At 72.7% G+C, this 25,694-nt stretch carries 11 protein-coding genes; 1 reads left to right on the forward strand and 10 read right to left on the reverse strand.

Translation table 11 applies throughout. The features are described from left to right. Positions 1–50 precede the first annotated feature (50 nt). From HWY45_RS09705 to HWY45_RS09750, 10 genes are all read right to left on the reverse strand, one after another. A complete protein-coding gene (locus tag HWY45_RS09705; RefSeq protein ID WP_059885994.1) occupies positions 51–1,214 on the reverse strand; it encodes a M20 aminoacylase family protein in 1,164 nt (387 codons plus the stop codon). A gap of 145 nt (positions 1,215–1,359) precedes the next feature. Then, positions 1,360–1,776, reverse strand: coding sequence for a PIN domain-containing protein (locus HWY45_RS09710; RefSeq protein ID WP_081063319.1), 417 nt, complete (start codon positions 1,774–1,776; stop codon positions 1,360–1,362). Beyond that, complete coding sequence (vapB, locus tag HWY45_RS09715; RefSeq protein WP_059806868.1) at positions 1,773–2,036, reverse strand: type II toxin-antitoxin system VapB family antitoxin; 264 nt, start codon at positions 2,034–2,036, stop codon at positions 1,773–1,775. Before vapB ends, HWY45_RS09710 begins: the two co-directional genes overlap by 4 nt. A gap of 204 nt (positions 2,037–2,240) precedes the next feature. Beyond that, the gene (locus tag HWY45_RS09720; RefSeq protein ID WP_059885996.1) at positions 2,241–3,263 is read right to left on the reverse strand and encodes a GNAT family N-acetyltransferase; all 1,023 of its coding nucleotides are present in this window, start codon (positions 3,261–3,263) and stop codon (positions 2,241–2,243) included. Further along, positions 3,263–4,102 (reverse strand): formyltransferase family protein, encoded by an 840-nt coding sequence (locus HWY45_RS09725; protein WP_059885998.1) that lies wholly within the window; start codon positions 4,100–4,102, stop codon positions 3,263–3,265. The genes HWY45_RS09720 and HWY45_RS09725 overlap by 1 nt, the downstream gene beginning before the upstream one ends. A gap of 89 nt (positions 4,103–4,191) precedes the next feature. Next, a complete protein-coding gene (locus tag HWY45_RS09730; RefSeq protein ID WP_059886225.1) occupies positions 4,192–6,399 on the reverse strand; it encodes a TonB-dependent siderophore receptor in 2,208 nt (735 codons plus the stop codon). A 45-nt stretch (positions 6,400–6,444) separates the two neighbouring features. Then, entirely contained in the window at positions 6,445–7,812 is a 1,368-nt protein-coding gene (locus tag HWY45_RS09735) for a lysine N(6)-hydroxylase/L-ornithine N(5)-oxygenase family protein (RefSeq protein WP_059886000.1), read from the reverse strand. Positions 7,813–7,846: 34 nt separating this feature from the next. Then, positions 7,847–8,863 (reverse strand): GNAT family N-acetyltransferase, encoded by a 1,017-nt coding sequence (locus HWY45_RS09740; RefSeq protein ID WP_059886002.1) that lies wholly within the window; start codon positions 8,861–8,863, stop codon positions 7,847–7,849. Further along, positions 8,853–13,838, reverse strand: a complete 4,986-nt coding sequence (locus HWY45_RS09745; protein WP_059886004.1) for a non-ribosomal peptide synthetase — start codon at positions 13,836–13,838, stop codon at positions 8,853–8,855. The genes HWY45_RS09740 and HWY45_RS09745 overlap by 11 nt, the downstream gene beginning before the upstream one ends. A 9-nt stretch (positions 13,839–13,847) precedes the next feature. Beyond that, positions 13,848–23,531 (reverse strand): non-ribosomal peptide synthetase, encoded by a 9,684-nt coding sequence (locus HWY45_RS09750; RefSeq protein ID WP_059886228.1) that lies wholly within the window; start codon positions 23,529–23,531, stop codon positions 13,848–13,850. Between the two features lie 217 nt (positions 23,532–23,748). On the opposite strand from HWY45_RS09750, the gene HWY45_RS09755 reads away from it, so the two are divergent. Continuing rightward, entirely contained in the window at positions 23,749–25,506 is a 1,758-nt protein-coding gene (locus tag HWY45_RS09755) for a cyclic peptide export ABC transporter (RefSeq protein WP_059886006.1), read from the forward strand. The last annotated feature ends 188 nt before the right edge of the window (positions 25,507–25,694 follow it).

Genomic DNA, 25,694 nt, shown 5'->3' on the forward strand with positions numbered 1-25,694 from the left:
CCGTTTCATCATCGACCCGCAGCAGCCGACCGCCACGCATCAAGCCCCCTTCAGACCAGAAACGCCTCCGCCAGCCTGACCCAGTACGACGCCCCCGTCGGCAGCGCCGCATCGTTGAAGTCATAGCCGGGGTTGTGCACCATGCAGCCGCCCTCCCCGTCGCCGTTGCCGATGATCAGGTAGCAGCCGGGGCGCTGCTCGAGCAGGAACGCGAAATCCTCGCTGCCGGTGAGCGGCACCATCCCGTCGATCAGGTTCGCTTCCCCGACCCATTCGCGCGCGACGTCCCGCGCGAACGCGGTCATTTGCGCGTCGTTGACGAGCACCGGGTAGCGCCGCACGTAGTCGACCGTCGCGGTCGCGCCGAACACGGCCGCCTGCGCGTGGATGACTTCGGTGATGCGCGTTTGCAGCAGGTCGCGCACCGCCGGCGTGAGCGCGCGCACCGACAGGCGCATCTGCGCGCGGTCGGGAATCACGTTCGGCGCGTCGCCCGCATGGATCGCGCCGACCGTGACGATCGCCATCTCGAGCGGCGGCACGTTGCGCGACACGATGGTCTGCAGCGCGATGACGATCTGCGCGCACACGACGACCGGGTCGACCGCCTTGTGCGGCATCGCGCCGTGGCCGCCGTGCCCCTGCACGTCGACGTTCACCGTATCGGACGACGCCATGAACGGCCCCGGCAGGAAGCCGAAGCGGCCGGTCGGAAAGCCCGGCATGTTGTGCATCGCGAAGATCGCGTCGCACGGGAACTGCTCGAACAGGCCGTCGTCGAGCATCTTCTTCGCGCCGCCGAGCCCTTCCTCGGCCGGCTGGAAAATCAGGTTCAGCGTGCCCGAGAAGCGCCGTTCGCGCGCGAGGTGCTTCGCGGCCGCGAGCAGCATCGCGGTGTGGCCGTCGTGGCCGCACGCGTGCATCTTGCCGGGAATCGTGCTCTGGTACGGCAGGCCGGTGCTCTCGTGGATCGGCAGCGCGTCCATGTCGGCGCGCAGGCCCAGGCGCTTCGCGCCGTCGCCCGCCTTCAGCTGCGCGACGACACCCGTGCCGCCGAGCCCGCGATGCACCGTGTAGCCCCACGCCTGCAGCAGTTCGGCGACGAGGCCGCTCGTCGCGAATTCCTCGAAGCCCAGTTCCGGATGGGCGTGGATGCGGTGCCGGATCTCGATCATTTCGTCGGCGAGGCCTGCGGGGATCACGCTGTGGGTCACGGTGTCGTCTCCATTGGGGATGTGCGGCCAAGGATAGTCGCTCGAACGACAACCGGATAGTCGAGAATCGTCACGGCGGCAACCGATGGTTGCTGGACGTCCGGTTCCGACGGACGACGACAGCCGGGCCGCACGCCCACGCCGTTCAGATCGCCCAGTCTTCCAGCGCCAACCCGGCGACCCGGCCGAACTCGCGCGTGTTGTTCGTCACCAGCACGGCGCCGGCGGCGATCGCATGGCCCGCGATCGACGAATCGTTGGCGCCGATCGGCGTGCCGCGCGCTGCGAGATCGGCACGCACGGCGCTTGCCGCGTCGATCGCCGCCGTATCCCACGGCAGCACCCCGTCGAGCCGCGCGACGAACGCCGAGACGAGATCGGCGTGCTTCGGCGACGCCTTCCTGCCGATCGAGCCGAAACGCATTTCCGCATACGTGACGGCCGACACGACGATCCGGTGCTGCGCGTCGACGCATGACTGCAACCGCGACAGGACGGCCGGCGGCCGCTCCCGCATGATGAACGAACAGATGTTCGTATCGAGCATGTAGAGCGTCGTCACCGGCCGGACTCCGTCGGCACGTCGCCGGGGCCGGACAGATCGACGCGGCCGGATTCGACGACGTCCGCGCGTTCGCCGAGGAAATCGGCATCCGCGAGCGGTTCGCTGAGGAACGACGCCCACGACGGCCGCACGGGGCGCAGCAGCAGCGTGTCGCCCTCGCGGCGAATCTCGAGCTCGGTCACCCCTTCGAACTCCATGTCCTTGGGGATGCGGATCGCCTGGTTGCGGGCGTTCTTGAAAATGGAAACGGTGCGCATGATCCACCCCGGAGATAAACGATGCACCCATTCTAGGCATATGCTGGCATATGTCAATGTGTTCATCCGGGGTGTCGCCGCGAGTCGTGCCTGTTCCATGCGATGCCTGTCATCGTTGCTTGCTCATGCCTCGCATTCTTCACGCCTGCCCGCCGCGTGTCGATCAGCCGGACGGCCAACGTCCGGCTTCCGGGCCGCCGCCGTTCACGGCAGCCTGAACGTCTCGAAGAAGGTCTCCCGGTCGATCATCGTCAGCGCCGCGCGCTTGTGCGGGAAATCGAACTCCTTCACCGTATGGAACCCGAGCCGGTGCATGTACGCGATGTGCCGCACGTGATCGACGCGCGGCTCGCCCACCAGCCGCTGCGTACGCGGCTCGTCGACGAACATGTAATGCAGCACCCCGCTCCACCACGCATGCAGCTTGCCTGCGCTCTGGAAGCGCGAATCGCCGATCAGCAGGTGCAGGCCGCGGTCGTAGTCGTGCGCGTCGTAGAACGGCGCGAGGCGGTCCTCCTTCGCCCAGTAGAACTCGAAATAGCCGAACGGCGTATCGTCGAAATAGCCGATCATCGGGTGCATGTGCGGATCGGCGAGCCGCTCGGCCAGATACGCCGCATGCTCGTCCAGCGTGCCGCGCTGGTCCCAGAAGTGCGCGACGCGGTCGAGGTTCATCCAGCCGCTGAACAGCTCGGCATGCGCGTCGACGTCGACCGTGCGCAGGCTGAACGTCATGCCGACCTGCGGCATGTAGCGGACGTACACCTCGCCGGGCACGCTCGGCGGGCGCACCGGATGGCGGCGCTCGTTCGTGACCGCATAGCGCAGCGGCATGCCGCCCGAGCCCGGCGCCTTCAGCCACGGCTGCGGATGCTGCCAGAACGTCGCGCGCGACACGCGCAGGTGCAGCCGGCCGTCCACGGGCCGCGCGTCGTCGATCACGCCTTCGCGCACCGCGCGCCCGACATAGGCCGCGACGGCCGCCGCGTCGGTGCCCGCCAGCGGCACCGCGAGCGTCGCGTGCGCGCGCCGCGTCTCGGTGTTGAACAGCGCGACGAATTCGGCGAGCAGCGCGGCCGGCGGATCGTCGGGCCGCCACGCGTCGAGCACGCGATCGACGTCATGCGCCGCGCCGGCAGGCGCCGTGCCGGCAAAATCGATCGCCACCGCGGCCGCGTCCTCGGCCGCCTGCGCCGGATCGGCGAGGTTCGTCAGCGTGTCGTTCATCACAGCGCTCCCGCGTCGTGGCGATCCGCGAGGATTTCAAGCCCCCGCTCGAGCGCCGGAAACAGGCTGCGCTCGAAGTTGTTCCAGCGCAGCTCGAGAATCGTGTCGTCCGGTGCGATCGGCGTGTCGAGCACGTCGCAGATCACCTCGCCGGAATCGATGCCGTTGTCGACGTAGTGGAACGACGCGCCCGTCATCGTCACCGGCTCGATCGCCGACGTCGCGCCGCTCGCCCAGTCGACCCGCTCGCCGCGCCCGCCGTGCAGCGCATCGAGCGTCGCGTACGCGCCGCGCCGCTGGAACGGTGAATCGTCCGCGGTGATGCCCGGATGGATGTTCGCGATGCGCCGGTGAAAGCGCGCGCCGGGCCGCACCAGTTCGTCGAGGATCACGAGCAGCCCGTCGAGCACGACCACGTCGGCGTTCAGCTCGAGCAGGCGTTCGAGCAGCCGGCGCTCGAATGCCTGCTTGCCCGCCGCGCGCTCGCGCGCGTCGCGCGGCAGCCGGCGGTACGTCGACGGAATCGCGCAGAACAGCTCGTCGACCGGCCGCCCGTCGACCGTCAGGCCTTCCGGCAGCAGCCACGGCCGGCCCGGCGTGCGCGCGAAGCCGTAGTCGGCCACCTTCGCGCGGTCGGCGGGCGAGCCGTCGTCGTCGTCGAAGATCACGCCCGCGAGCGTGTAGCGCTCGCCGAGCGCCGAGTGGTTGAGCCGCTCGACGAGGAATTCGAGCGGCGCCTTCATGTAGCGCGTGCCGCCCTTGTACGCAACCGGCTGCCCGGCGCGATCGGCCGCGCCGTTGCGCAGCGACAGGATGTAGACGAGATTTTTCTTCGGCATGGGATCGTGATGAGGAAAAGGACGGCGCCGCCGCGGCCCGCGCGCACCGGCCCGCGAAGGCCGGCACGCGCACGCCGCGGCGCGCGGCGTCACCAGTTGTATTTCGCGGTGGCGACCACGGTGCGTTCGTTGCCGAACAGGCAGACCGACGACGACTGGCAACCGCTGATGTAGTGGCGGTTGAACAGGTTCGTCGCGTTCACCGCGAAGCGCCAGTTGCGCGTGTCGTAGTGAATCGCCGCGTCGTACAGCGTGTAGCTCGCCACCGACAGCGAGTTGTCCTGCGCGCCGGCCGACGCGCTCTGGTAGCGCACGCCGCCGCCGAGGCCGAAGCCCGCGAGCGGCCCCGTGTGCCACGTCCAGTCGGCCCACAGCGACGCCATCTGGCGCGGCCGCGGGATGTCGACCGGCCACTTGTCCAGCGACGCGTCGTTCGCCTTCACGTTCTTCACGTCCTGATAGACGTACGACGCGATGATCGACAGGTTCGGCGTCACCTTGCCGGTCGCGCTCAGCTCGATGCCGCGCGAGCGCACCTCGCCGGTCTGCACCGACGTGGTGTTCTGCGGATCGAGGCTGGTCGGCGTCGGCGTGAGCACGTTGGTCTGGTTGATCTGGTAGATCGCCGCGTTCAGCATCAGGTTCTTGCCCGGCGGCTGCCAGCGCAGGCCCAGTTCGACCTGCTTGCCGCGCGTCGGCAGCGGCAGCCCGCCGCCGAACATCTTCACGCCGATCAGCGGGTTGAACGACGTCGCGTAGCTGACGTACGGCGACAGCCCGTAGTCGCCCTGATACGTGAGGCCCACGCGCCCGGTGAACGCGGTGACGTCCGCCTTCGACTGCGTGCCGCCCGCGCGGTCGTCCTGGCGCATGTTCACCCAGTCCTCGCGGCCGCCGAGCGTCAACGTCCAGCGGTTCCAGCGGATCTGGTCCTGCGCGTAGACGCCGAACGTGTTCATCGTCGTATACGTGTCGGTGCGCCCTGTTGCGCTCGGATCCGCGAACACCGCGCTCGTCACGGGCGTGTAGACCGGGTTGTAGATGTTCAGCGTCGGCGCCGCCGCGATCCATTCGCTGTCGGTCGAGGTCTGCCGGTTGTACTGGAAGCCGAGCAGCAGCGTGTGCTCGAGCGGGCCCGTACCGAAGCGCGCCTGCACGTTGTTGTCGATGTCGAAGCGGCTGTAGTTCATCTGGAACAGCCCGGCCCAGCGCGAGATGTCGGTCGTGCTGCCGTCGACGAAGCCAGCGCCCCACACCGAGCCGTTGTCCAGCGACAGGCGCATGTAGCGCACGTTCTGGCGGAACGTCCACATCGAGTTCAGGTTGTGCTCGAACTGGTAGCCGAGCGACCACTGCTTCTTGCGGTAGTGGTTGAAGTTCGGGTCGCCCGAATACACGTCACGATCGAGCTGGCCGTTCGGGTTCGGCAGCACCGTGCCGCTCGCGGGCAGGAAGTTCGACGAGATGTCGCCCCAGTCCTGCAGGTAGGTGGCCGCCACGGTGAGCGACGTGTCCGCGTTCGGCCGCCAGCGGAACGACGGCGCGAGCGCGACGCGCTGGTCGTTGTTCGGGCCCGTCACCGCGTTGCCGTCGCGCGCGACGCCGACGAAGCGGTACGCATACTTGCCGTCCGCGTCGAGCTTGTCGCCGACGTCGATCATGAACTGCTTGCGCGCGTAGTTGCCGAGCTCGACGCCCGCCTCGCGCACGCGCTCGCCGTTCGCGAGCTTGGTCTGCACGTCGACGATCGCGCCGGGGTCGCCCGCGCCGTACAGCACCGACGTCGGCCCGCGCAGCACGGTGATGCTGTCGATCATGTATGGATCGACGCGCCAGCTCGCGAGGTTGATCGTGTTCGGCACCTGCAGCCCGTTCACGTACGCGGTCGGCGTGAAGCCGCGCAGCGCCGCATACCAGTCGGAGCGGTTGTCCGAGCCGTACGACGAGAAGCCCGGGATGTAGCGCAGTGCCTGGTTCACGTCGGTCGCGCCCGTCATTTCGATCTGTTGCGCGGTGACGACGTTGATCGTCTGCGGAATCTCGTTGATCGGGGTGTCCGTTTTCGTGCCGGTCGTGCTGCGCCGCGCGACCAGCCCGACCGTGCCGTCTCCTTCCGACGCCGCGTTGACGCTGATCGCCGGCAGCGTGCCGGACGGCGCGCTACCCGCCGCCGCGGCGTCCGCCTTGGCCGTCGCGCCGGGCGCCGCCTGGGCCATGGCCTGGCCCGCCGCCACGTAGAACGCCACGCTTGCCGCGGCTGCGATCGCACGCCGACGCGTGCCTGTTGCCCACTCCATCTTCTGTTGCTCCACTTGTTTGGCGGCCTCCCGGCCGCCCCTTTGTCAAAGAGCGACGGCCAGCCGGCCGGCGCTCACCCCGATGTCATGTCTGGTCTGTTGTGTGCGGGCGTCGCCGCCCGGCTGCGCGAGCGCGCTTTCGAGCGACGCGCAGATTTCGTCCGCCCGGCGCGCGAGCACCGACAGCAGCGTGTCGGACAGGCCGTGGCTGTCTTCGCACGCGCCCTGCAGGTAGATGTGCGGCGCGAAGTGCGCGGGCGTCGCGAGCTGGTAGTCGCGCGTCACGTCGCCGCGCGCGAGCGCGTCGCCGAGATGCGGCGCGAGCCCTTCGAGCAGCGCCGAATGGGTGTCGCGCCGGTAGCCGGTCGCGAGCACGAGGCCGTCGAAGCGCTCGGTGTGCGTGGCGCCGCTCATCCGGTCGCGCAGCGTCAGTTCGATCTGGCCGGTCGCGGTGCGCACGGCGGCCTCGATCGCGCGGTTCGCGAGCAGCGCGTGGCGCGGCGTGCCGTCGATGCGCTGCAGGTACAGCATTTCGTAGATCTGCTCGATCAGCGGCCGGTCGACCACCGCGTAGTTGGTGTCGCGATAGCGTTCGAGCAGCGCGCGGCGCGCGTCCTGCGGCTGCGCGTAGACGACGTCGGTGAACGCCGGGCTGAAGATCTCGTTGACGAACGGGCTGTCGTCGGCGGGCTTCAGCGCGCCCGCGCGCATCACGAGGCTCGCGTCGACGTGCGGGAAGCGCCGCGCGAGATCGATGAACACCTCGGCCGCGCTCTGCCCCGCGCCGATCACCGCGATGCGGCGGCGCTCGCCGCCCGCTTCGCCGGCCAGCCGGCCGACGTCCGCGAGATACGTCGACGAATGGATCACGCGGTCCTGGCCGAGCGCGGCGAACGCGCCGGGAATCGCCGGCGTGCCGCCCACGCCCACCGACAGCGTGCGCGTGACGCGCTGGCGCTCGCGGCCGGCCGCGTCGCGCGACAGCACGCGCAGCGCGTCGATCTGCTCGCCGCTGCCGCGCACCGGCTCGATGCCGGTGACGGTTTCGCCGTAGTGCACGTCCTCGTCGAACGCGTCCGCGACCCAGCTCAGGTAGTCGTGGAACTCGACGCGGGTCGGATAGAAGTTCTTCAGGTTGATGAACTCGTTCAGCCGGCCGCGCTGGAACAGATAGTTGATGAACGTGTAGCGGCTGGTCGGGTCGCGCATCGTGACCAGGTCCTTCAGAAATGAAATCTGCATCCGGCAGTCGTCGAGCAGCATCCCGCGATGCCAGCCGAACGCCGGCTGCCGCTCGATGAAGCACTGCGCGAGCCCGCGCGTGCCGCTGCGCTCGGCGAGCCGCACGGCGAGCGCCAGGTTCGACGGCCCGAAGCCGACGCCGATCATGTCGAATACGTTTTCTCTCTGCATGTCTCTCAGCTCCCTTGTCGGTGAAACCGGCGCGTCATACGTGACGGCCGGCGAAAAATGCCTCGCGCAGCGTGTGCATCCACAGCGGCTGCGCATCGGCCTGCGGCAGGCGGCGCTGCCGCGCGAAACCGTGGCGCGCGAGGTGGTCGGCGAGCCGCGCATGGCCGGCCGGCACGGCGCAGCCGACCGCTTCGGTGCGCGGATCGTCGAGGAACAGGTAATGGACGACCGACGGCAGCCAGCCGGCGACGCGCTGCGGCCCGCGCCAGCGCGGCGCGCCGACCAGCATCCGCAGCCCGCGGTCGTGGTCGCGCGGCGCGACGTGCGGCGACAGCGCGTCCTCCTTCAGCCAGTACGCCTCGAAATACGCGAACGGCTCGCCGTCGAAGCAGCCGATCAGCGGCGTCACGTGCGGGTCCGCGCCGGGCATCGCGCCCACCGGCGCGCCGGGCCAGCCGGCCCGCACGCGCGGCTCGTCGAACCAGCGCGCGAGCCGCGCCGCGTCTTCGGTGGGCTGCCAGCCGCGCAGCGTGAAGCGCACGCCGAGCGCCGGCAGGTCGCGCGCATAGACGTCGCCGCGCGGCGCAGGCGGCCGGCGCGGATGGCGCAGGCTGCGGGTGAGCGTGTAGAGCGTCGCGCACGGCGGGCGGACATCGACGAGCCACAGGTCGGCCTGCTGCGCCCAGCCGTCGCGCAGGCACAGGCCGCCATCGGCCAGCACGCCGCTTGCACGCAGCGCGTCGAGCGCGGCCGCCGGCCACGCGGCCGTATCGAGCCGCACCGACGCGCGGCCGTCGCCGTCGGCGAACGCGACGGCCAGCGCGGCCAGCAGCGCGCGCCGCTGGTCGGCCGGCGCCGCGCGGTGGTTGTACGCGACGAGCCGCAGCGCGCCGTCGTCTGTCAGTTGCGCACGCAACAATTGCGCGCCGATGCCGTCGCCGTGCGCAACGCGAATCTCCGCGCCGTCGCGCGTCGCGAACAGGTCGCCCGCCAGCGCGAGGCGGAAGGTATCGATCGCGGTCAGCCCGTCCGGGCGCACTTCAGCCAGCATGACGCACCTCCGTTCCCGTCTGCGCGCGGGCGTCGAGCCGCGCGCCGAGCGCGGCGAGCGTCGGCGCGGCGAACACGTCGGCGATCGCCAATGCATGGCCGGCGCGGCTCGCGGCATCGACGAAGCGCACGACGTCGAACGACGTCGCGCCCGCGTCGAACAGGTCCGCTTCCGCCGCCGGCGCGGCCGACGCGAAGGTGTCCGACCACAGCGCCGCGAGCGCGGCGGCCGTTCGCGATGCGGGCGCATGCGCCGGCGTGTCCGCTTCGGCGAGCGTTGGCTGGTCCGCGAGCCATGCGTCCGGCCCGCCGAGCGCCATGCCGCCCGCCACCGCAAAGCGCTCGACCTCGTCGCGATACGTATCGACGAGCGCGTCGACGAAGCGGCCGTCGAGCAGCTCGTTCGCATACGAGAACGCCGCGCTCACGCGGCCGTCCGGATGCTCGACGACGTCGAGTTCGAGCGTGAACACCACGCGGTGCCGCACGTCGTCGAACCCCGCGAGCGACAGGCCGGCCCAGTCGCGCGCGGCCGCGCCGGTCGAGCGCAGGTAGTTGAACATCACCTGGAACAGCGGATTCGCGGCCGCCGCGCGCGGCGCGCCGAGCGCGGCGACCACGTCCGCGAACGGCACATCCGCATGCGCATAGGCGGCCAGCGCCGCGTCGCGCACGCGCGCCAGCACGTCCGCGCGGCGGTCGGCCGCGTCGAGCCGCGTGCGCACGACCACCGCGTTGATGAACAGGCCGAGCGCGTCGCGTGCGGCGTCGCCGGTCAGTTCGCGCGTCGACGCGAGCACGCCGACCGGCTGGTCGGCCGCGCCCGTCGCGCGGAACAGCGCGGCGTTGAGCGCCGCGTGCAGCAGCATCGGCAGCGACGCGTGCGCGGCGGACGCGGCGTCGCGCGCCGCGCGGATCAGCGTCGCGTCGAACTCGAACGCGGTGCGCGTCGCGCGCCATTGCGGGATGGCGGGCGCGTCGGCGCGCTCGGGCACGATGCGCCGCGGCAGGTTCGCGAGCACGTCGCGCCAGTACGCGACCCGCGCGGGCGCGCCCGCTGCCGGCAGCACGAGCGGCGCATCGGCGATGGCGGCTGCCGCCGTCGCGTCGCCGCCCTGCACTCGCGCGACGTAGCGCTGGCGAATCGCATCCAGCCAGCGCTCGATCGATTCGCCATCCGAAACGATGTGATGGATCGCGATCGACAGCACGTGATCGTCCGCGTCGAGCCGAAGCACACGTGCGCGCCACAGCGGCGCGTCGGCGCCGAGGTCGAACGGCGCCAGCGCGTCCTCGTCGGTCAATGCCGTGGCGCGCGCGAGCGGGTCGGCCAACGCGGCGAGGTCGATCACCGGCAACGCGACCGGCTGGGCTGCGTCGATTCGCTGGCCGGGCAGCGCGCCGTCGCGCACGACGAGCCGCGTGCGCAGCGCCGGATGGGCCGCGGCTGTATCCGCGAACGCGGCGCGCAACGCGTCGACGTCGAGCGGGCCGCGCACGCGCAGTGCGACCGGAATGTTGTACGCGGCGCTGTCCGGCTGCGCGCGCCACAGGAACCACAGGGCCCGTTGCGCGGGCGACAGCGGCCACACGCCATGCGCATCGGGCCGCAGCGCGACCGCGCCGGCCGCGTGCGCGCCGTCGTGCGCGGCGCGCGGCGCGTCGGCCACCTGCCGCGCATACTGCGCGAGCACCGGCGCCTCGAACAGCGCGCGCACCGGCACGTCGCGCCCGAGCCGCTCGGCGACGCGCGTCGCCACCCGCACGGCGGCGAGCGAATGGCCGCCGAGTTCGAAGAAATGATCGCCGCGGCCCACCCGCTCGACGTTCAGCACGTCGCGCCAGATCGCCGCGAGCGCGGCCTCGTCGCCGTCGTGCGGCGCCTCGTACGCGCGTTCGACGCGCTGCGGCGCGGGCAGCCGCGCGCGGTCGACCTTGCTGTTCGCGTTGCGCGGCAGCGCGTCGAGCACGACGATCTGCGCGGGCACCATGTAATCGGGCAGCGTGCGGCGCAGGTGCGCATCGAGCGCGGCCGCATCCACCGGCTGCGCGGCCGCGCGCGCGTCGGCGGTCAGCTCGACGTACGCGACGAGCTGCGCGTGCCCGCCCTGCCCGTGCACGACCGCGCACGCTTCGCGCACCGCGTCGTGCGCGGCGAGCTGGGCCTCGATCTCGCCGAGCTCGATCCGCAGCCCGCGCAGCTTCACCTGATGATCGACGCGGCCGATGAAATCGAACACGCCGTCCGCGCGGCGCCGCACGAGGTCGCCGGTGCGATACAGGCGCGCGCCGGGCGCGCCGTACGGATCGGGCACGAAGCGCTCGGCGGTGAGTGCGGGCCGGTCGAGGTAGCCGCGCGCGACGCCGATCCCCTCGCCGCCCAGGTACAGCTCGCCGATCACGCCGACCGGCAGCGGATGCAGCCGCGCGTCGAGCACGTGCGCGGTGCGCGCGCCGACCAGCGTGCCGATCGGCAGGTAGGCAGCGTCGCCGAGCATCGCGAGATCGTCGCCCGGGCGGAACATCCACAGCGTCGGCGTGATCACCGTCTCGGTCGGGCCGTAGCCGTTGACCACCCGCACGTTCGGCAGCGCGCGGCGCAGCATTGCGAACGCCTCGCGCGAGGTCGCCTCGCCGCCCACCGTCAGCGAGCGCAGCGCGGGCGGCGCGCCGTGCGCGAGCGCCCATTCGGCGAGCTGCGCGGCGCAGCCGGGCGGCACGTAGGTCATCGTCACGCCGTCGCGCACCATCATCGCGCAGGTCTGCGCGGGCGGCCACAGCACGTCGGCCGTCACCGACACCGCGGCCCCCGACATGTATTGCGAAAACCAGCCCTCGTGCGCGCCGTCGAAGTTGACCGACTGGAACAGCAGGAACACGTCGTCCTCGCCCGCGCCGTAGCGTTCGGCGATCGCCGCGCAGTGCAGCGCGAAAGACGCGTGGTCGACGATCACGCCCTTCGGCTTGCCGGTCGAGCCCGACGTGTAGATCGCGTACGCGGCATGGCCCGGCAGCACGTCGGGCAGCGCGACGTGCGCGAGCTCGTCGAGCACGTCGATCGCGTCGGCGCGCCAGACGCGCAGCGACGGCAGCTCAGGAAGCGCGGCCGCGCTGCGTGCGTCGGTCAGCACGTGCGCGATGCGCGCGTCGCCGACGATCTGTTCGAGGCGCTCGCGCGGATGCGCGGGATCGAGCGGCACGAATGCGGCGCCGGATTTCAGCACCGCGATCAGCGCGACGAGCAGGTCGACCGAGCGCTGCAGCGCGACGCCGACGCGCATTTCCGGGCGCACGCCGGCCGCGACGAGCTGGCGCGCGAGCCGCGCCGCGCGTGCATCGACTTCGCCGCGCGTCAGCGCGCGATCGATGTCGGCCACGCCGCGCGCGTCGGGCCGCGCGTGCGCATGCGCGGCGATCCGCGCGTGCACGGGGATGAACGGTTCGCTGGCGATCGCGTCCGGCGCGGCGTTCCACGCGAACAGCTGCGCGCGCTCCGCCGCCGGCAGCCAGTCGAGATCGCCGAGCGGCAGCTCGGGCCGCGCGAGCGCATCGGCGAGCAGCGTGACGAAGCGCTGCGCGAGCCGCGCGATCGCATCGGCGTCGAACAGGTCCAGCGCGTAGATGAACGCGGCGTCGAACGTGCCGGACGGCGTCGCCTCGACGCTGAGCGTCAGGTCGAATTTCGCGGACGGCGTGCCGGACGGCAGCACCGCCACCGCCGCCGAGTTTTCAAGTGCTCCGAGCGGCGGCAGCGCGCGGCGCTCGCCGTAGGCGGCCATCACCTGGAACAGCGGATGGTGGCTCGCGCTGCGCGGCACGCCGAGCGCGTCGACCACCTGTTCGAACGGCACGTCCTGGTGCATCTGCGCATCGACCAGCGCGCGCTGCGTGCGGGCGACGAGCGCCGCGAAGCCGTCTTGCGGCGCGACGTCGACGTCGATCGCGAGCGTGTTGACGAAGAAGCCGATCAGCCCGGCCGTTTCCGCGCGCTCGCGGTTCGCGGCGGGCACGCCGACGCAGATCCGCGCATCGCCGGTCGCGCGCGCGAGCAGCGCGTCGAGCGCCGCGAGCAGCACCGCGAACGGCGTCGCGCCCGATGCGGCCGCGAACGCGCGCAATCGCGCGGCGAGCGGCGCGTCGAGCGCGAACAGATGGCGTGCCCCGCGCGCGCTGCGGCGGGCCGGCCGTGCGCCCGCGCCGGGCAGCGTCAGCACGCCGCGCTGCGGATCGAGCCGCGCGCGCCAGAATGCGAGCTGCCGCTCGCGCTCGCCGGCATCGAGCCAGCGGCGCTGCCACAGCGCGTAGTCGGCGTACTGGATCGGCAGCGGCGCGAGCCGCACCGGCGTATCGGTCGCGTACGCGCGGTAGAACGCGGCGAGTTCGTCGAGCATCACGCCGGACGACCAGCCGTCCGACACGATGTGGTGCACGGTCAGCGCGAGCACGTGATGCGTCGCGTCGAGCCGGATCAAGTGCGCACGCACGAGCGGCGCGACGCCCAGGTCGAACGGCTGCGCCTCGTCCGCCGCCGCGACCTCGTCGGCGCGCGCGGCCCGCTGCGGCGCGGCGAGCGACGACAGGTCCGTCTCGCGCCACGGGCAGCGCAGCGGCGCGTGGATCGTCTGCGCGACGCCGTCGGCCGCTTCGTCGAAAGTCGTGCGCAGCGCCTCGTGGCGCGCGATCAGCGCGTCGCACGCGAGCCGCAGCGCATGCGCGTCGAGCGGGCCCGTCAGCGCGAGCCGCTCGGTGATGTGATACGCGTCGCTTGCGTCGATCAGCCGTTGATGCAGCCACAGCCGCGTCTGCGCGAACGACGCCGGCACGCGCTCGCTGCGCGGCGTGCGCGGCGGAATCGGCAGCACGCGGAAATCGATGCCGGCCGCGCCGAGCTTGTCGATGAACACCGCGCGCTGCGCGTCGGGCAGTTGCGCGAAACGCGTCGCGAGCGCTAGCCAGTCGGGTTGAACCGTCGTCATCCGTCGTCCTTATTGAATTTCCAGTTCGCCGAGCAGCGCATCGATCGCGCTCGCCGCATCGGTCGCGCCGCGCGCCGCGCAGGCCGAGTCGATCGCCTCCGCGCAGCGCGCGAGCGTGCGGGTGTCGAACAGCGTGCGCAGCGGCAGCGCGAGGCCCCAGTGCAGGTTCGCCTGCGCGTGGGCCTGCGTCGCCAGCAGCGAATGGCCACCGAGCAGGAAGAAATCGCCGTCGCGGCCGATCGCATCGACGTGCAGCACGCGCTGCCAGATCGCCGCGAGCGCACGCTCGGTGTCGGTCGCGAGCATCACTTCCGTCGCCGCTTCGCGCACCGGCGCGGGCAGCGCATGGCGATCGCACTTGCCGTTCGGCGTGACCGGCAGCGCGTCGAGTTCGATCAGCTGCGACGGCACCATGTAGGCCGGCAACTGCGCGCGCAGCGCGTCGAGCAGCGCCGCCGTGTCGAGCGTCTGCGCGTCGCCGCGCGCGACATAGCCGATCAGTTGCTCGTCGCGCACGATCACGACCGCGTCGTGCACGCCCGGCGCCGCGCGCAGCAGCGCCTCGATCTCGCCCGGCTCGATACGCTGGCCGCGCAGCTTCACCTGCGTATCGACGCGGCCGAGGTAGTCGAGCGCGCCATCCGCGCGGCGCCGCGCGAGGTCGCCGGTGCGGTACATGCGCGCGCCCGGCACGAACGGATCGGGCACGAAGCGTTCGGCGCTCAGGCCCGGGCGGCCGAGATAGCCGCGCGCGAGGCCCGCGCCGGCCAGGTACAGCTCGCCGGTCGCGCCCGCCGGCACCGGCTGCCATGCGGCGTCGAGCACGTGCAGTTGCAGGTTCGCGATCGGATGGCCGATCGGCACCGCGTGCGCGTGCGCGTCGGCCGGGCCGCAGGTCCAGTGCGACACGTCGATCGCCGCCTCGGTCGGCCCGTACAGATTGACCAGCGTCGCGCGCGGCAGCAGGCGCGCGACCTTCGCGACGAGTTCGGGCGCCAGGGCCTCGCCGCTCGCGACGATCAGGCGCACGCTGTCGCACTGCGCCGCGGCGCCGAAATCGTCGAGATGCGCGGCGAACGCGGCGAGCATCGACGGCACGAAGTGCAGCACCGTCACGCGATGCGCGTGGATCGCGGCGGCCAGGCGCGCCGGATCGCGATGGTCGCCGGGCGCGGCGATCGCGAGCTTCGCGCCCACGGACAGCGGCCACACGAATTCCCACACCGACACGTCGAAGCCGAACGGCGTCTTGTGCAGCACGACGTCGTCGCGCGTGAGCCGGTACGCATCCTGCATCCACGCGATCCGGTTCGCGAGCGCGCCGTGCGTGTTGCCGGCGCCCTTCGGCTTGCCGGTCGAGCCGGACGTGTAGATCAGGTACGCGAGCTGCGTGTCGACGATCGCGATGGGCGCGACGGTGGTGTCCGGTGCGGCGTCCTGCGCGAGCAGGTCGGACACCGTCAGCAACTGCGTGCCGGCCGCATCGCCGAGCGCGGCTTCGACCTGCGCGCGCAGGTGCGCCTGCGTCAGCACGACCGCGGGCCGCGCGTCGCGCAGCAGGTATGCGATGCGCTCGGCCGGATAGTCGGGATCGACCGGCAGGTACGCGGCGCCGGCCTTCAGCACGCCGACGAGCGCGGCCACCATGTCGAACGAGCGCTCGACGCACAGCGCGACCGGCGTATCGGGCTGCACGCCATGCCGCCGCAATGCGGCCGCCACGCGCGACGTGCATGCATCGAGTTCGCGGTACGTCATCCGGTGCATGCCGCCATGCGCGTACGCATATTCGAGCGCGATCGCGTCGGGCGTCGCGCGCGCCGCCGCTTCGAACTGCACGTGCAGCGGCCGTTGCCGGTCGGCCGGCCACGTGCGGGCAGTCGCCTGACGCTGCGCGAGCGCGTCGCGCGCCGCGCCGTCGCTGATCGACAGCGCGCCGAGCCGCGCATCGGGCGTGCGGGCCAGCGCGTCGAGCGCGCACGCGAACGCGCGATGCCAGGTCTCGACCTGCGCGGCGTCGATCCGCGCGGTGTCGTAGCCATAGTCGATCGTCAGGTCCGCGCCGCTCTCGATCACGAGCGTCAGCGCGAAATCGGTCGACTCGATGCTGCGGACGTCGCGCAGCGCGAGCGCGCGCGGATCGTCGCCGCCGTCGGTCGCTTCGACCGGGTAGTTCTCGAATACCACCAGCGTGTCGAACAGCGCCCCGCCCGCGCCGCGCGCCCAGCGCTGGATGTCGGCGAGCGGCGTGTGCGCATGCTCGGCCGCCGCCGCGTTGTCGCGCTGCAGCGCCTGCAGCCAGTCGGCCGCGCGCTGCTGCGGCGCGGGCGCGGTGATCACCGGCACCGTGTTGATGAACAGGCCCAGCACCGCGTCGACGTCCGGCAGCGCGTCCGGGCGGCCCGCGACGGTCGCGCCGAACGCCACCGCCGGCTGGTGGGTCATCCGCTGCAGCGCGAGCGCCCACGCGCCCTGCACCAGCGTGTTGACGGTCAGCTTCAGCGCGCGCGCCGCGTGGGTGACGCGTGCCATCGCGTCCGTGCCGATCGACGCGCGCCACGTGACGACGTCGGCCTCCGCACGATCGGCCGTGCGCTCGGCGATCAGCGTCGGCGCGTCGAGCCGCGCGAGGCGTGCGGTCCAGAAACGTTCCTCCGCATCGCGGTCGCGCTCGCCGAGCCACGCGATGAAGTCGCGATAGCGCAGCGCCGGGCGGCTCGCGAACGGCGACACGGCATCCGGGTCGCGATAGTCGCGCAGCACGTCGGCGAGCAGGCGCGCGGTGCTCCAGCCGTCGAGCAGCACGTGATGGCGGGTCCACACGACGCGCCATGCGTCGTCCGTCTCGCGGATCAGCGTGAGCCGCATCAGCGGCGGCTGGTTCCAGTCGAAGCCGCGCGCGCGGTCGGCCGCGAGCCAGGCGTCGAAATCCGCGTCGAACGCCGCGCCGCGCGTGCGCCAGTCGAGCTGCTCGACCGGCTGCGCCGCCTGGCGATGCACGCGCTGCAGCGGCGCGGCTTCGTCCGGCATTACGCTGGTGCGCAGGATGTCGTGCCGCGCGATCGATGCGTCGAACGCGGCCGCGAGCCGATCCGCGTCGAGCCGCGTCGCGGTCGCGACGAGCTGGTTCACGTAGCTCGCGTGGCCGGGCGCGAACAGCGCATGGAACAGGATCCCCTGCTGCATCGGCGACAGCGGATAGACATCGTCGATCGTGCGCCAGTCGAGCGGCGCGCGCTCGATCGCCGCCTGCGTGAGGCCCGCGCGCCGCGCGAGCGGGAAATCGCCCGGCGTCGCGCCGCCGCCGCGCCGCGCGACGCGTGTCGCGCATGCATCGACGAGTTCGCGCAGCGCCGCCGCGAACCGCGCGGCGAGCGCGTCGATCGTCGCGCGCTCGAACTGCGGCGCGCCGTACACCCAGTGCAGCTTCAGCGTGCGCGCGCCGTCGCGGCCGTCGTCCAGGTACGCGTGGATCGCGAGCAGGTTGCCGAGCGGGCCCTGCGGGTCGCGCTCGACGCCGGCGCCGCCGAAGCGCGGCACGAGCGTCGCGTCGCGCGGCGCATCGAACTGGCCGAGATAGTTGAACGTGACGCGCGGGCGCGGCACCGCGGCCAGCGCCGCGCGCGTCGCCGCAGCGCCGTAGTGCGCGAGCACGCCGAAGCCGAGGCCCTTGTGCGGCACCGCGCGCAGCGTGTCCTTGATCGCGCACAGCGTGTCGCACGCGCTCGCCGCGATCGGCAGCGACACCGGATAGTGGCTCGTCAGCCAGCCGATCGTGCGGCTCGGGTCCGCATCGTCGAACAGCGCCTCGCGGCCATGCCCTTCGAGTTCGACGCGGCACGATACGGGGGTTTGCACGCCGTCGCGCGCGCCGGTCAGCGCGATCGCGAGCGCGGCGGCGAGCAGCTCGATCGTCTGCGTGCGGTACGCGGCGTGTGCGTCGGTCAGCGCCGCGCGGGTCAGCGCGGCGTCGATCGTCTGCACGACGACGGCCGCGTCCGCGTTGGTGGCCGCCGCGTCCGGATGGTCGGGCGCAAGCTCGTCGCCGTGCGCCATGCCGGCCCAATATGCGGCTTCGTTCGCGAACGGCGATGCCGGATCGGTCGCCGCCTGTGCCAGCCGCGCGGCCCACGCGTCCGCGCGCGGCCCCTGCGGCGCAAGCCGCACCGGGCGGCGCTCGCAGGCCGCGCGGTATGCGGTGTCGAGGTCGTCGAGCAGGATCCGCCACGACACGCCGTCGACGATCAGGTGATGGATCGCGACGAACAGCCGCGTCGCGCCATCCGGCAGCCGCGCCGCGCACGCGCAGGCGAGCGGGCCGCGGCCGAGGTCGAGCCGGCGCTGCAGCGCATCGAAGCGCGCGAGCGCATCGGCGTCGTCGCGCGCGGCGACTTCGACGAACGGCAACGCGTCGAACGCGCGCGGCGCATCGTCGGCCCGCCATTCGCCGGTCGCGCCGCGCGCGAAGCGCTGGCGGAACGCGTCGTGATGCGTGAGCAACGCGTCGAACGCGCGCGCGAATGCGTCGGCGTCGAACGCGCCGCGCACGTCGAACGCGACCGCCTGGTTCCAGTGGCCCGGTTGCGGCACGCCGAGCGCGAAGAAGCGCTGCTGCGCGGGCGTCAGCACGCGCTCGATGGCGGCGGCCGACGCGGAGGATGCGGGCGCGGACGTCGCTGGCTGCACCGAGCCCGGCGCGGCCACCGCTTCCGTCTTCGCGACGCGCGCCAGTTCGGCCACCGTCGGGCCGTCGAACAGCTGCTTCGGCGTGAAACGCACGCCGCGCTTGCGCGCACGGGCGATCACCTGCAGCACGAGGATCGAATCGCCGCCGAGTTCGAAGAAGTTGTCGTCGCGTCCGACGCGCGGCGCTTTCAGCACGGCCTGCCACACTTCCGCGAGCGTGGTTTCCACCGCGCCCTGCGGCGCGTCGCCGCCGGTGGCCGCAACGGGTGCCGCGGCCAGCGCGCGCAGCGCCGCGCGATCGATCTTGCCGTTCGCGGTCACCGGCAGGCGCGGCAGCGCGACGATCTGCGCCGGCACCATGTAGTCCGGGAGCGTGGCCGCCAAACGCGTGCGCAGCGCCGCTTCGTCGAACGGCGCGCCGTCGCGTGCGACGACGAACGTGACGAGCCGCATGCGGCCGTCATGCTCGAGCGCAAGCGTCTCCGCCTGCGCGATGCCGTCGGCCGCGCGCACGGCCGCGCTCACCTCGCCCGGCTCGACGCGATAGCCGCGGATCTTCACCTGGTCGTCGATGCGGCCGAGGAAGGCGATCCGGCCGTCCGCGCGCAGCCGCACGCGGTCGCCGGTGCGGTACAGGCGCGCGCCGGGCGTGAACGGATCGGGCAGGAAGCGCTCGGCGGTCTGCCCCGGCCGGTTCAGATAGCCGCGCGCGACGCCCGGCCCGCCGAGATACAGCTCGCCGGTCGCGCCGGCCGGCACGCATGCGCCGAACGCGTCGAGCACGCAGGCGCGCGCATTCGGCAGCGGGCGGCCGAGCGGCACGCCGGCCGCCGCGTCGCGCGCGTCGGCAGCCATCGACGCGGTGTCGCATGCCAGCGCGCCGACGGTCGCCTCGGTCGGCCCGTAGTGATTGATCACGCGGCACGCGGGCTTCAGCGCGGCGAGCCGCGCGACCAGCGCCCACGTGAGCGTCTCGCCGCCCGTCACGAGCGCATGGCTCGGCAGCACGTCGGCCGGAACGCGCGCTTCGAGCAACGCCTGCAGGTGGCTCGGCACGATCTTCAGCACGCCGACGTCGCGGCGGCGCATCTCGTCGGCGAACGCATCGGGATCGAACGCGCACGACGCCGGCAGCAGATGCAGCGTGCGGCCCGCGCACAGCGCGCCGAACAGCGTCGTGTGGCCAAGGTCGGCCGCGACGGTCGACACCATCGCGAACGACGCATCGGGCGCGAACGTGAGTTCGTCGAGCATCCCCTGCACGTAGTCCGCGAGCGCGCGGTGCGACACGACCACGCCCTTCGGCGTGCCGGTCGAGCCCGACGTATAGATCAGGTACGCGCCCTGCTCGGCGTGCGGTGCGATGCGCGTGCCGGCCGCGTGCGCGAGCGTTGCGTCGGCCGCCAGCGCGTCGACGTCGAGCGGCTGCGCATGCGTGTCGGCCGGCCAGGCCGCGCCATCGGCGACGAGCGCCCAGCGCGCGCGGCAATCGGCGGCCGCCGCGGCCAGCCGCTCGGCCGGCTGTGCCGGGTCGAGCAGCACGGCCAGCGCGCCGGCCTTCAGCGCGCCGAGCAGGCCGACGACGAAGCGCGCGGAGCGCTCGATGCACACGACGACCGCTTCCTCGGCCGCCGTGCCGCGCAGCTGCAGCGCGCGGGCGACGCGGTTGGACGCGTCGTCGAGTTCGGCGAACGTCAGCGACGCGACCGCATCGGCCAGCGCGACGCGATGCGGATACGCGGCGGCCTGCCGCGCGAACGCCGCGACGATATCCGCGTGCTCGGGCGTGAAGATGCGGCCGTCGCGCGGCTGACGTGCTTCGTGTGTGCCATGCGCACCGTCGCACGGCAGCGCCGTGACCGCGCGCTGCGGATCGCGCGCGGCCGCCGCGACCAGCGTCGCATAGCTGTCGAGCCATGCGCGCGCGGTGGGCGCGTCGATGCAGTCGGTCGCATACGCGGCGACGAGTTCGATGCCGCTCGCGTCGTCGGTGAAATCGAGCGCGAAATCGAAACGCGCGGCGAGGTCCGGCCCCGGCGTCGCGACCGCGGTCGCGCCCGGCAGCGCGCTGTCGAGCCGCGCGTCGAACTGCTGCGCGAACTTGACGCGCAGCCATTCGTCGCCGCGCCGCACCGGCGGCTTCACCGCATCGACGACGCGCTCGAACGGCACGTCCTGATGCGCGACCGCGTCGAGCGCCGCCGTGCGCGCCGCGTCGACCAGCGCCGCGAACGGCGCGGCGGGCTCGACTTGCACGCGCAGTGCGACGGTGTTCAGGAACAGCCCGAGCAGCGCGCGGGTTTCCGGCTGCTGGCGATGCGCGACCGGCACCGCGACGACGACGTCGGTCGCGCCCGTCAGCCGTGACAGCCATGCGTCGAGCGCGGCGGCCAGCACCGTGAAGACCGTCGCGTGCGCGTTGCGCGCGAGCCGCCGCACGTCGGCGGCCGCCGCGTCGGGCAGGCGCAGCGACACGCGCGCGCCGTGCAGCGTGCGGGCGGCCGGCGGCTGCCGATCGACCGGCAGCGCGAGCGGGCCCGGCGCGTCGCGCAGCGCGGCGCGCCAGTAGTCGAGTTGCCGCTCGCCCTCGCCGCCGGCGAGCATCTCGCGCTGCCAGTCCGCGTAGTCCGCATACTGGATCGGCAGTGCGGGCAGCGCCGGCGCGTCGCCGTTCGCATACGCGCAATAGGCGGCCGCGAGTTCCTCGAACGCGCAGCGCGAGCTCCAGCCGTCGGTGACCGCGTGATGCGCGGTCAGCATCAGACGATGGCGATCGTCGGCGAGCGCGAGCAGCGTCGCGCGCACGAGCGGGCCTTCGGCCAGATCGAACGGCGCGCTCGCATCGCGCTCGGCCAGCACGGCCGCCTGCGCATCGCGGGCGGCCGGCGGCAGGTCGCGCAGGTCGACCGGTGCGATCGGCACCGGCAGGCGCGCGTGAATCCGCTGCATCACGACGCCGTCGTCGTTTTCGACGAGCGTCGTGCGCCAGGCTTCGTGACGGCCGATCACGTGATCGAGCGCGCGCTGCAGCGCGTCGCGATCGAGGATGCCGTCGATCGTCCAGTGTGCGGCGATGTGGTATGCGGCGCTTGCGTCGCGCGTCTGCGCGAGCACCCAGAAGCGCTGCTGCGCGAGCGACGCGGCGCGTTCGACGAAATTCGCGCCCTCCGCGTGCGCCCCACGCGCCGCGATCGTGGCGACCGGCGCGCCGGTTTCGCGCTCCGCGCGATCGATCACGTCGGCCAGTTCGGCGAGCGCCGGATCGGCGAACAGCGTGTCGAGCCGCAGGTTGACGCGCCACTCGGTGCGAATCGCCGCCTGGAGCTGCATCGTCGCGAGCGAATCGGCGCCCAGCGCGAAGAAGCGGTCGTCGCGCGACGGCGCGACGTCGAGGCCGAGCAGCGCCTGCCAGATGCCGGCGACGCGTTGCTCGGTGGGCGTGCGCGCCGCGTCGCCCGTGGCGCGCGACGTGCGCGCCGCGGCGATCCGTTCGCGCAGCGCCGCGCGGTCGAGCTTGCCGTTCAGCGTGTACGGCAGCGCATCGCAGCGCACGTACTGGTGCGGCTGCCACGCGGCCGGCAGGTGGGCGGCGACATGCGCCTTCAGCACCGCGTCGTCGGCCTCCGTGGCCAGCACGAGACACGCGACGAGCCGCGTCGGCCCGCCGTTCGTTTCGGCGACCACCGCCGCGTCGGCGACGGCCGGGTGCGCGCGCAGGCACGCGGCGATTTCCGCCGGCTCGACCCGCACGCCGCGCACCTGCACCTGGTCGTCGAGGCGGCCGAGGTAGTCGAACGCGCCGTCGTCGCGCAGCCGCGCGAGGTCGCCGGTGCGATAGACGCGCGCGCCGGGCGCGCCGTCCGGATCGGGCACGAAGCGCTCGGCCGTCAGCGCCGGCCGGCCGTGATAGCCGCGCGCAAGGCACACGCCGCCGAGCAGCAGCTCGCCGGCCGCGCCGCCGTCGATCCCGTCGACGCGGGCGACGCGCGGGCCGATGGTCCGGCCGATCGGCAGCGATGCATACGCGTCGTCCGCCGCGAGCGCGGGCGACTCGCCCGGCTCCACCGGCCACAGCATCGGCGAGATCACCGCTTCGGTCGGCCCGTAGCCGTTGATGAGCCGCACCGCCGGAAACGTGTTCCGCACGAACTCGAACGCCTGCTGCGGCAGCGCCTCGCCGCCGAACGCGAGCACGCGCAGCGCGGGCGGCACGCCGTCGCGCGCGGCGACGGCCGCGAACTCGCGCAGGTACGCGGGCGGGAACGCGGCGACGCTGACCCGTTCGCGCACCATCAGTGCATGCGCGGCGTCCGGCGCGAACGGCTGCGCCGGCGCGACCGCGACGCTCGCGCCCACCGCGAGCGGCGCGAGCCAGCATTCGTGCGCGGCGTCGAAATTGACCGACGCGAAATGCAGCAGGCGGTCGCCGGCCCCGATCGGCAGCGCGGCCGCGAGCGCGTCGCAGTGCGCGGCGAGCGGCCCGTGCTCGACCACCACCGCCTTCGGCGTGCCGGTCGAGCCCGACGTATAGATCATGTAGGCGGCCGCACGCGGATGCACCGGCGCGTCATCGTCTTCTTCGATCGATGCGCCGGCCGCTTGCTCGCCGTCGTCGGCCACGTCGAACGCATGCGCGAACGGCGTGCCCAGCGCCGCGCGGCCGGCCGCGTCGACGATGCCGTGCCGCAGGTGCGCGTCGCGCACGATCCAGTCGAGGCGCGCGGCCGGATGGCGCGGATCGAGCGGCACGAACACGCCGCCCGCCTTCAGCACGGCCAGCAGCGCGACGAACAGCTCGCACGAGCGCTCGACGCACACGCCCACCCGCACCTCGGCGCCGACGCCGGCCGCGCGCAGCCGCCGCGCGAGCCGCGACGCGCGCGCATCGAGCGCGCCGCGCGTCAGGCTGGCCGCGGCCGGAAAAGAAATGTCGAGCGCGGGCGCGTCGGGCGCGCGGCGCGCCAGCTCGCGGATTCGGTGGTGCAACGCAGTCGGGAAACTCGTCATGTGCGTGAAGTCCTTCGGGTCCGGCCGCTTCGGCCAAGTCACGGGGCCGCGCTGGGCGGCTTCACTGGTGTGACGAACGGCGCGGCCGATTTTTTACCGCGAATGTTCAACGCTTCGTCGCCGAGGGCCGTCTTGCTAAATATTTCCGGAGCCCATTCGTCTATTCGGCAGGAGGCGCGCCGCGCCGCCATTCGTTCTCCCTCTATTGACGTTGCCGATGACAGCCGCCCACGAGCCTTCTCCCCCGCCTTCCCGTCCGCCCGCCGACGCCGCGCCGCCCGCGCGCCCGGCGGCGCGCCTGATCCTCGCGCTGCTGCGCGAAAGCCGCGCCGCGCTCGCGCTCGCGCTCGTCGCGTGCGTGCTGAACGGCGTCGCGAGCGTGCTGCTGGTCGCGACACTGAACCGTGCGCTCGCGCAGCCGGGCGCCGCCGATACGACGCTCGCATGGCGCTTCGCGCTGTGCGCGGTGATCGCGCTGGTTACGCGGATCGTGTCGGGCGTGCTGTTCGCGCGGCTGTCGCAGGACACGATGGCGCGGCTGCGCGCGCATCTCGCGCGCCGGGTCGGCGCGGCCGAGCTGCGCGACGTCGAGCGCATCGGCGCGGCGCCCGTGCAATCGGTGCTGACCGACGACGCGACCAACGTGTCGATGCTGTTCTTCGCACTGCCGAACCTCGTGATGCACGGCTCGATCGTGTTCGGCTGCCTCGGCTATCTCGCGTGGCTGTCGTGGCCCGTGTGCCTGCTGGCGCTCGCGGCGATCGTCGCGGGCTCGCTCGGCTATCACACCGGCGACCGCCGCGCGATCGCATCGCTCGAAGCGGCGGGCCGCGCGCAGGACAAGCTGTTCGGCTATCTCGGCGCGCTGTTCTCCGGCGCGAAGGAGCTGAAGCTGCACGACGCGCGCGCCCGCCAGTTCGTCGACGGCCAGTTGGGCGCGGCGATCGGCGAGGTGCGCGACCACCGCCGCCGCGCGTTCAGCGCGTATGCGGTCGGCGTGGGCTGGATCATCTTCCTGTTCTATGTGTTCCTCGGCGCGGCCGCGTTCTGGCCGGCGCTCGGCGTGCACGCGGATCCGGGCGCGACGGCCGGCTACGTGGTCGTGTTCCTGTTCATGCTGGTGCCGCTCGACGGGCTGCTGAACAACCTGCCGACCGTCAACGCGGCGCGCGTGTCGCTCGCGCGCATCGAGGACGTGATGGCCGAGTTCGGCGCGCTGCGCACGGCGCCGCCGGCGAGCGACGCGCCGGACGCAGTGTCCGCCGTCTCGCCCGCCGGCGCGGTTACGCTGCGCGGCGTCACGCATTCGTATTTCCACGAGCGCGACGAGCGCATGTTCAGCATCGGCCCGATCGACCTGACGCTGAAGCCCGGCGAACTGGTGTTCATCGTCGGCGGCAACGGCAGCGGCAAGACCACGCTCGCGAAGGTGCTGACGGGGCTTTACGAGCCCGAGGCAGGCGCGATCGAGGTCGACGGCCGGCCGATCGGCTGGCGCGAGCGCGCCGCGTACCGGCAGCGCTTCAGCGCGGTGTTCAACGATTTCCACCTGTTCGACGCGCTGCTCGGCATCGTCGACCCCGACGATCCGGCGCGCGCGCAGGCCGATGCGCGCGCGAACGCGCTGGTCGCGAAGCTCGCGCTCGATCACAAGGTGAAGGTGGTCGACGGCGCGTTCTCGACCCGCGCGCTGTCGACCGGGCAGCGCAAGCGGCTCGCGCTCGTCGTCGCGTATCTGGAGGACCGGCCTTTCTACCTGTTCGACGAATGGGCGGCCGACCAGGATCCGACGTTCAAGGCGGTGTTCTACGAACAGCTGCTGCCCGAGCTGCGCGCGCGCGGCAAGGCGGTGGTCGTGATCACGCACGACGATCGCTACTTCAACCTGGCCGACCGGCTGCTGAAGCTCGACAACGGGCAGATCGTCAGCGATACGTCGCCAGCGCGGCAGCGGGTCGAAGCGGTGAATGCGTGACGTGCGGGCGCCGGCGCGGCGGCTTGCCGCTGCGCCGGTGAGCCCGGCTCGACGTGACCGGGCCAATGGATCGGCGCGACGCGCAAAAATGCAGGCGAAGGCCGGGGCCTTGCCGGGTATGATTGGCGACCCTTCGTCGAGGCCGCGACGACCTGCGCTGAATCTTCCGCTTCCGCTGCGCGCGACGC

It is taken from the genome of Burkholderia stagnalis (assembly GCF_902830275.1).
In the GTDB taxonomy this organism is placed as follows: Bacteria; Pseudomonadota; Gammaproteobacteria; order Burkholderiales; family Burkholderiaceae; genus Burkholderia; species Burkholderia stagnalis.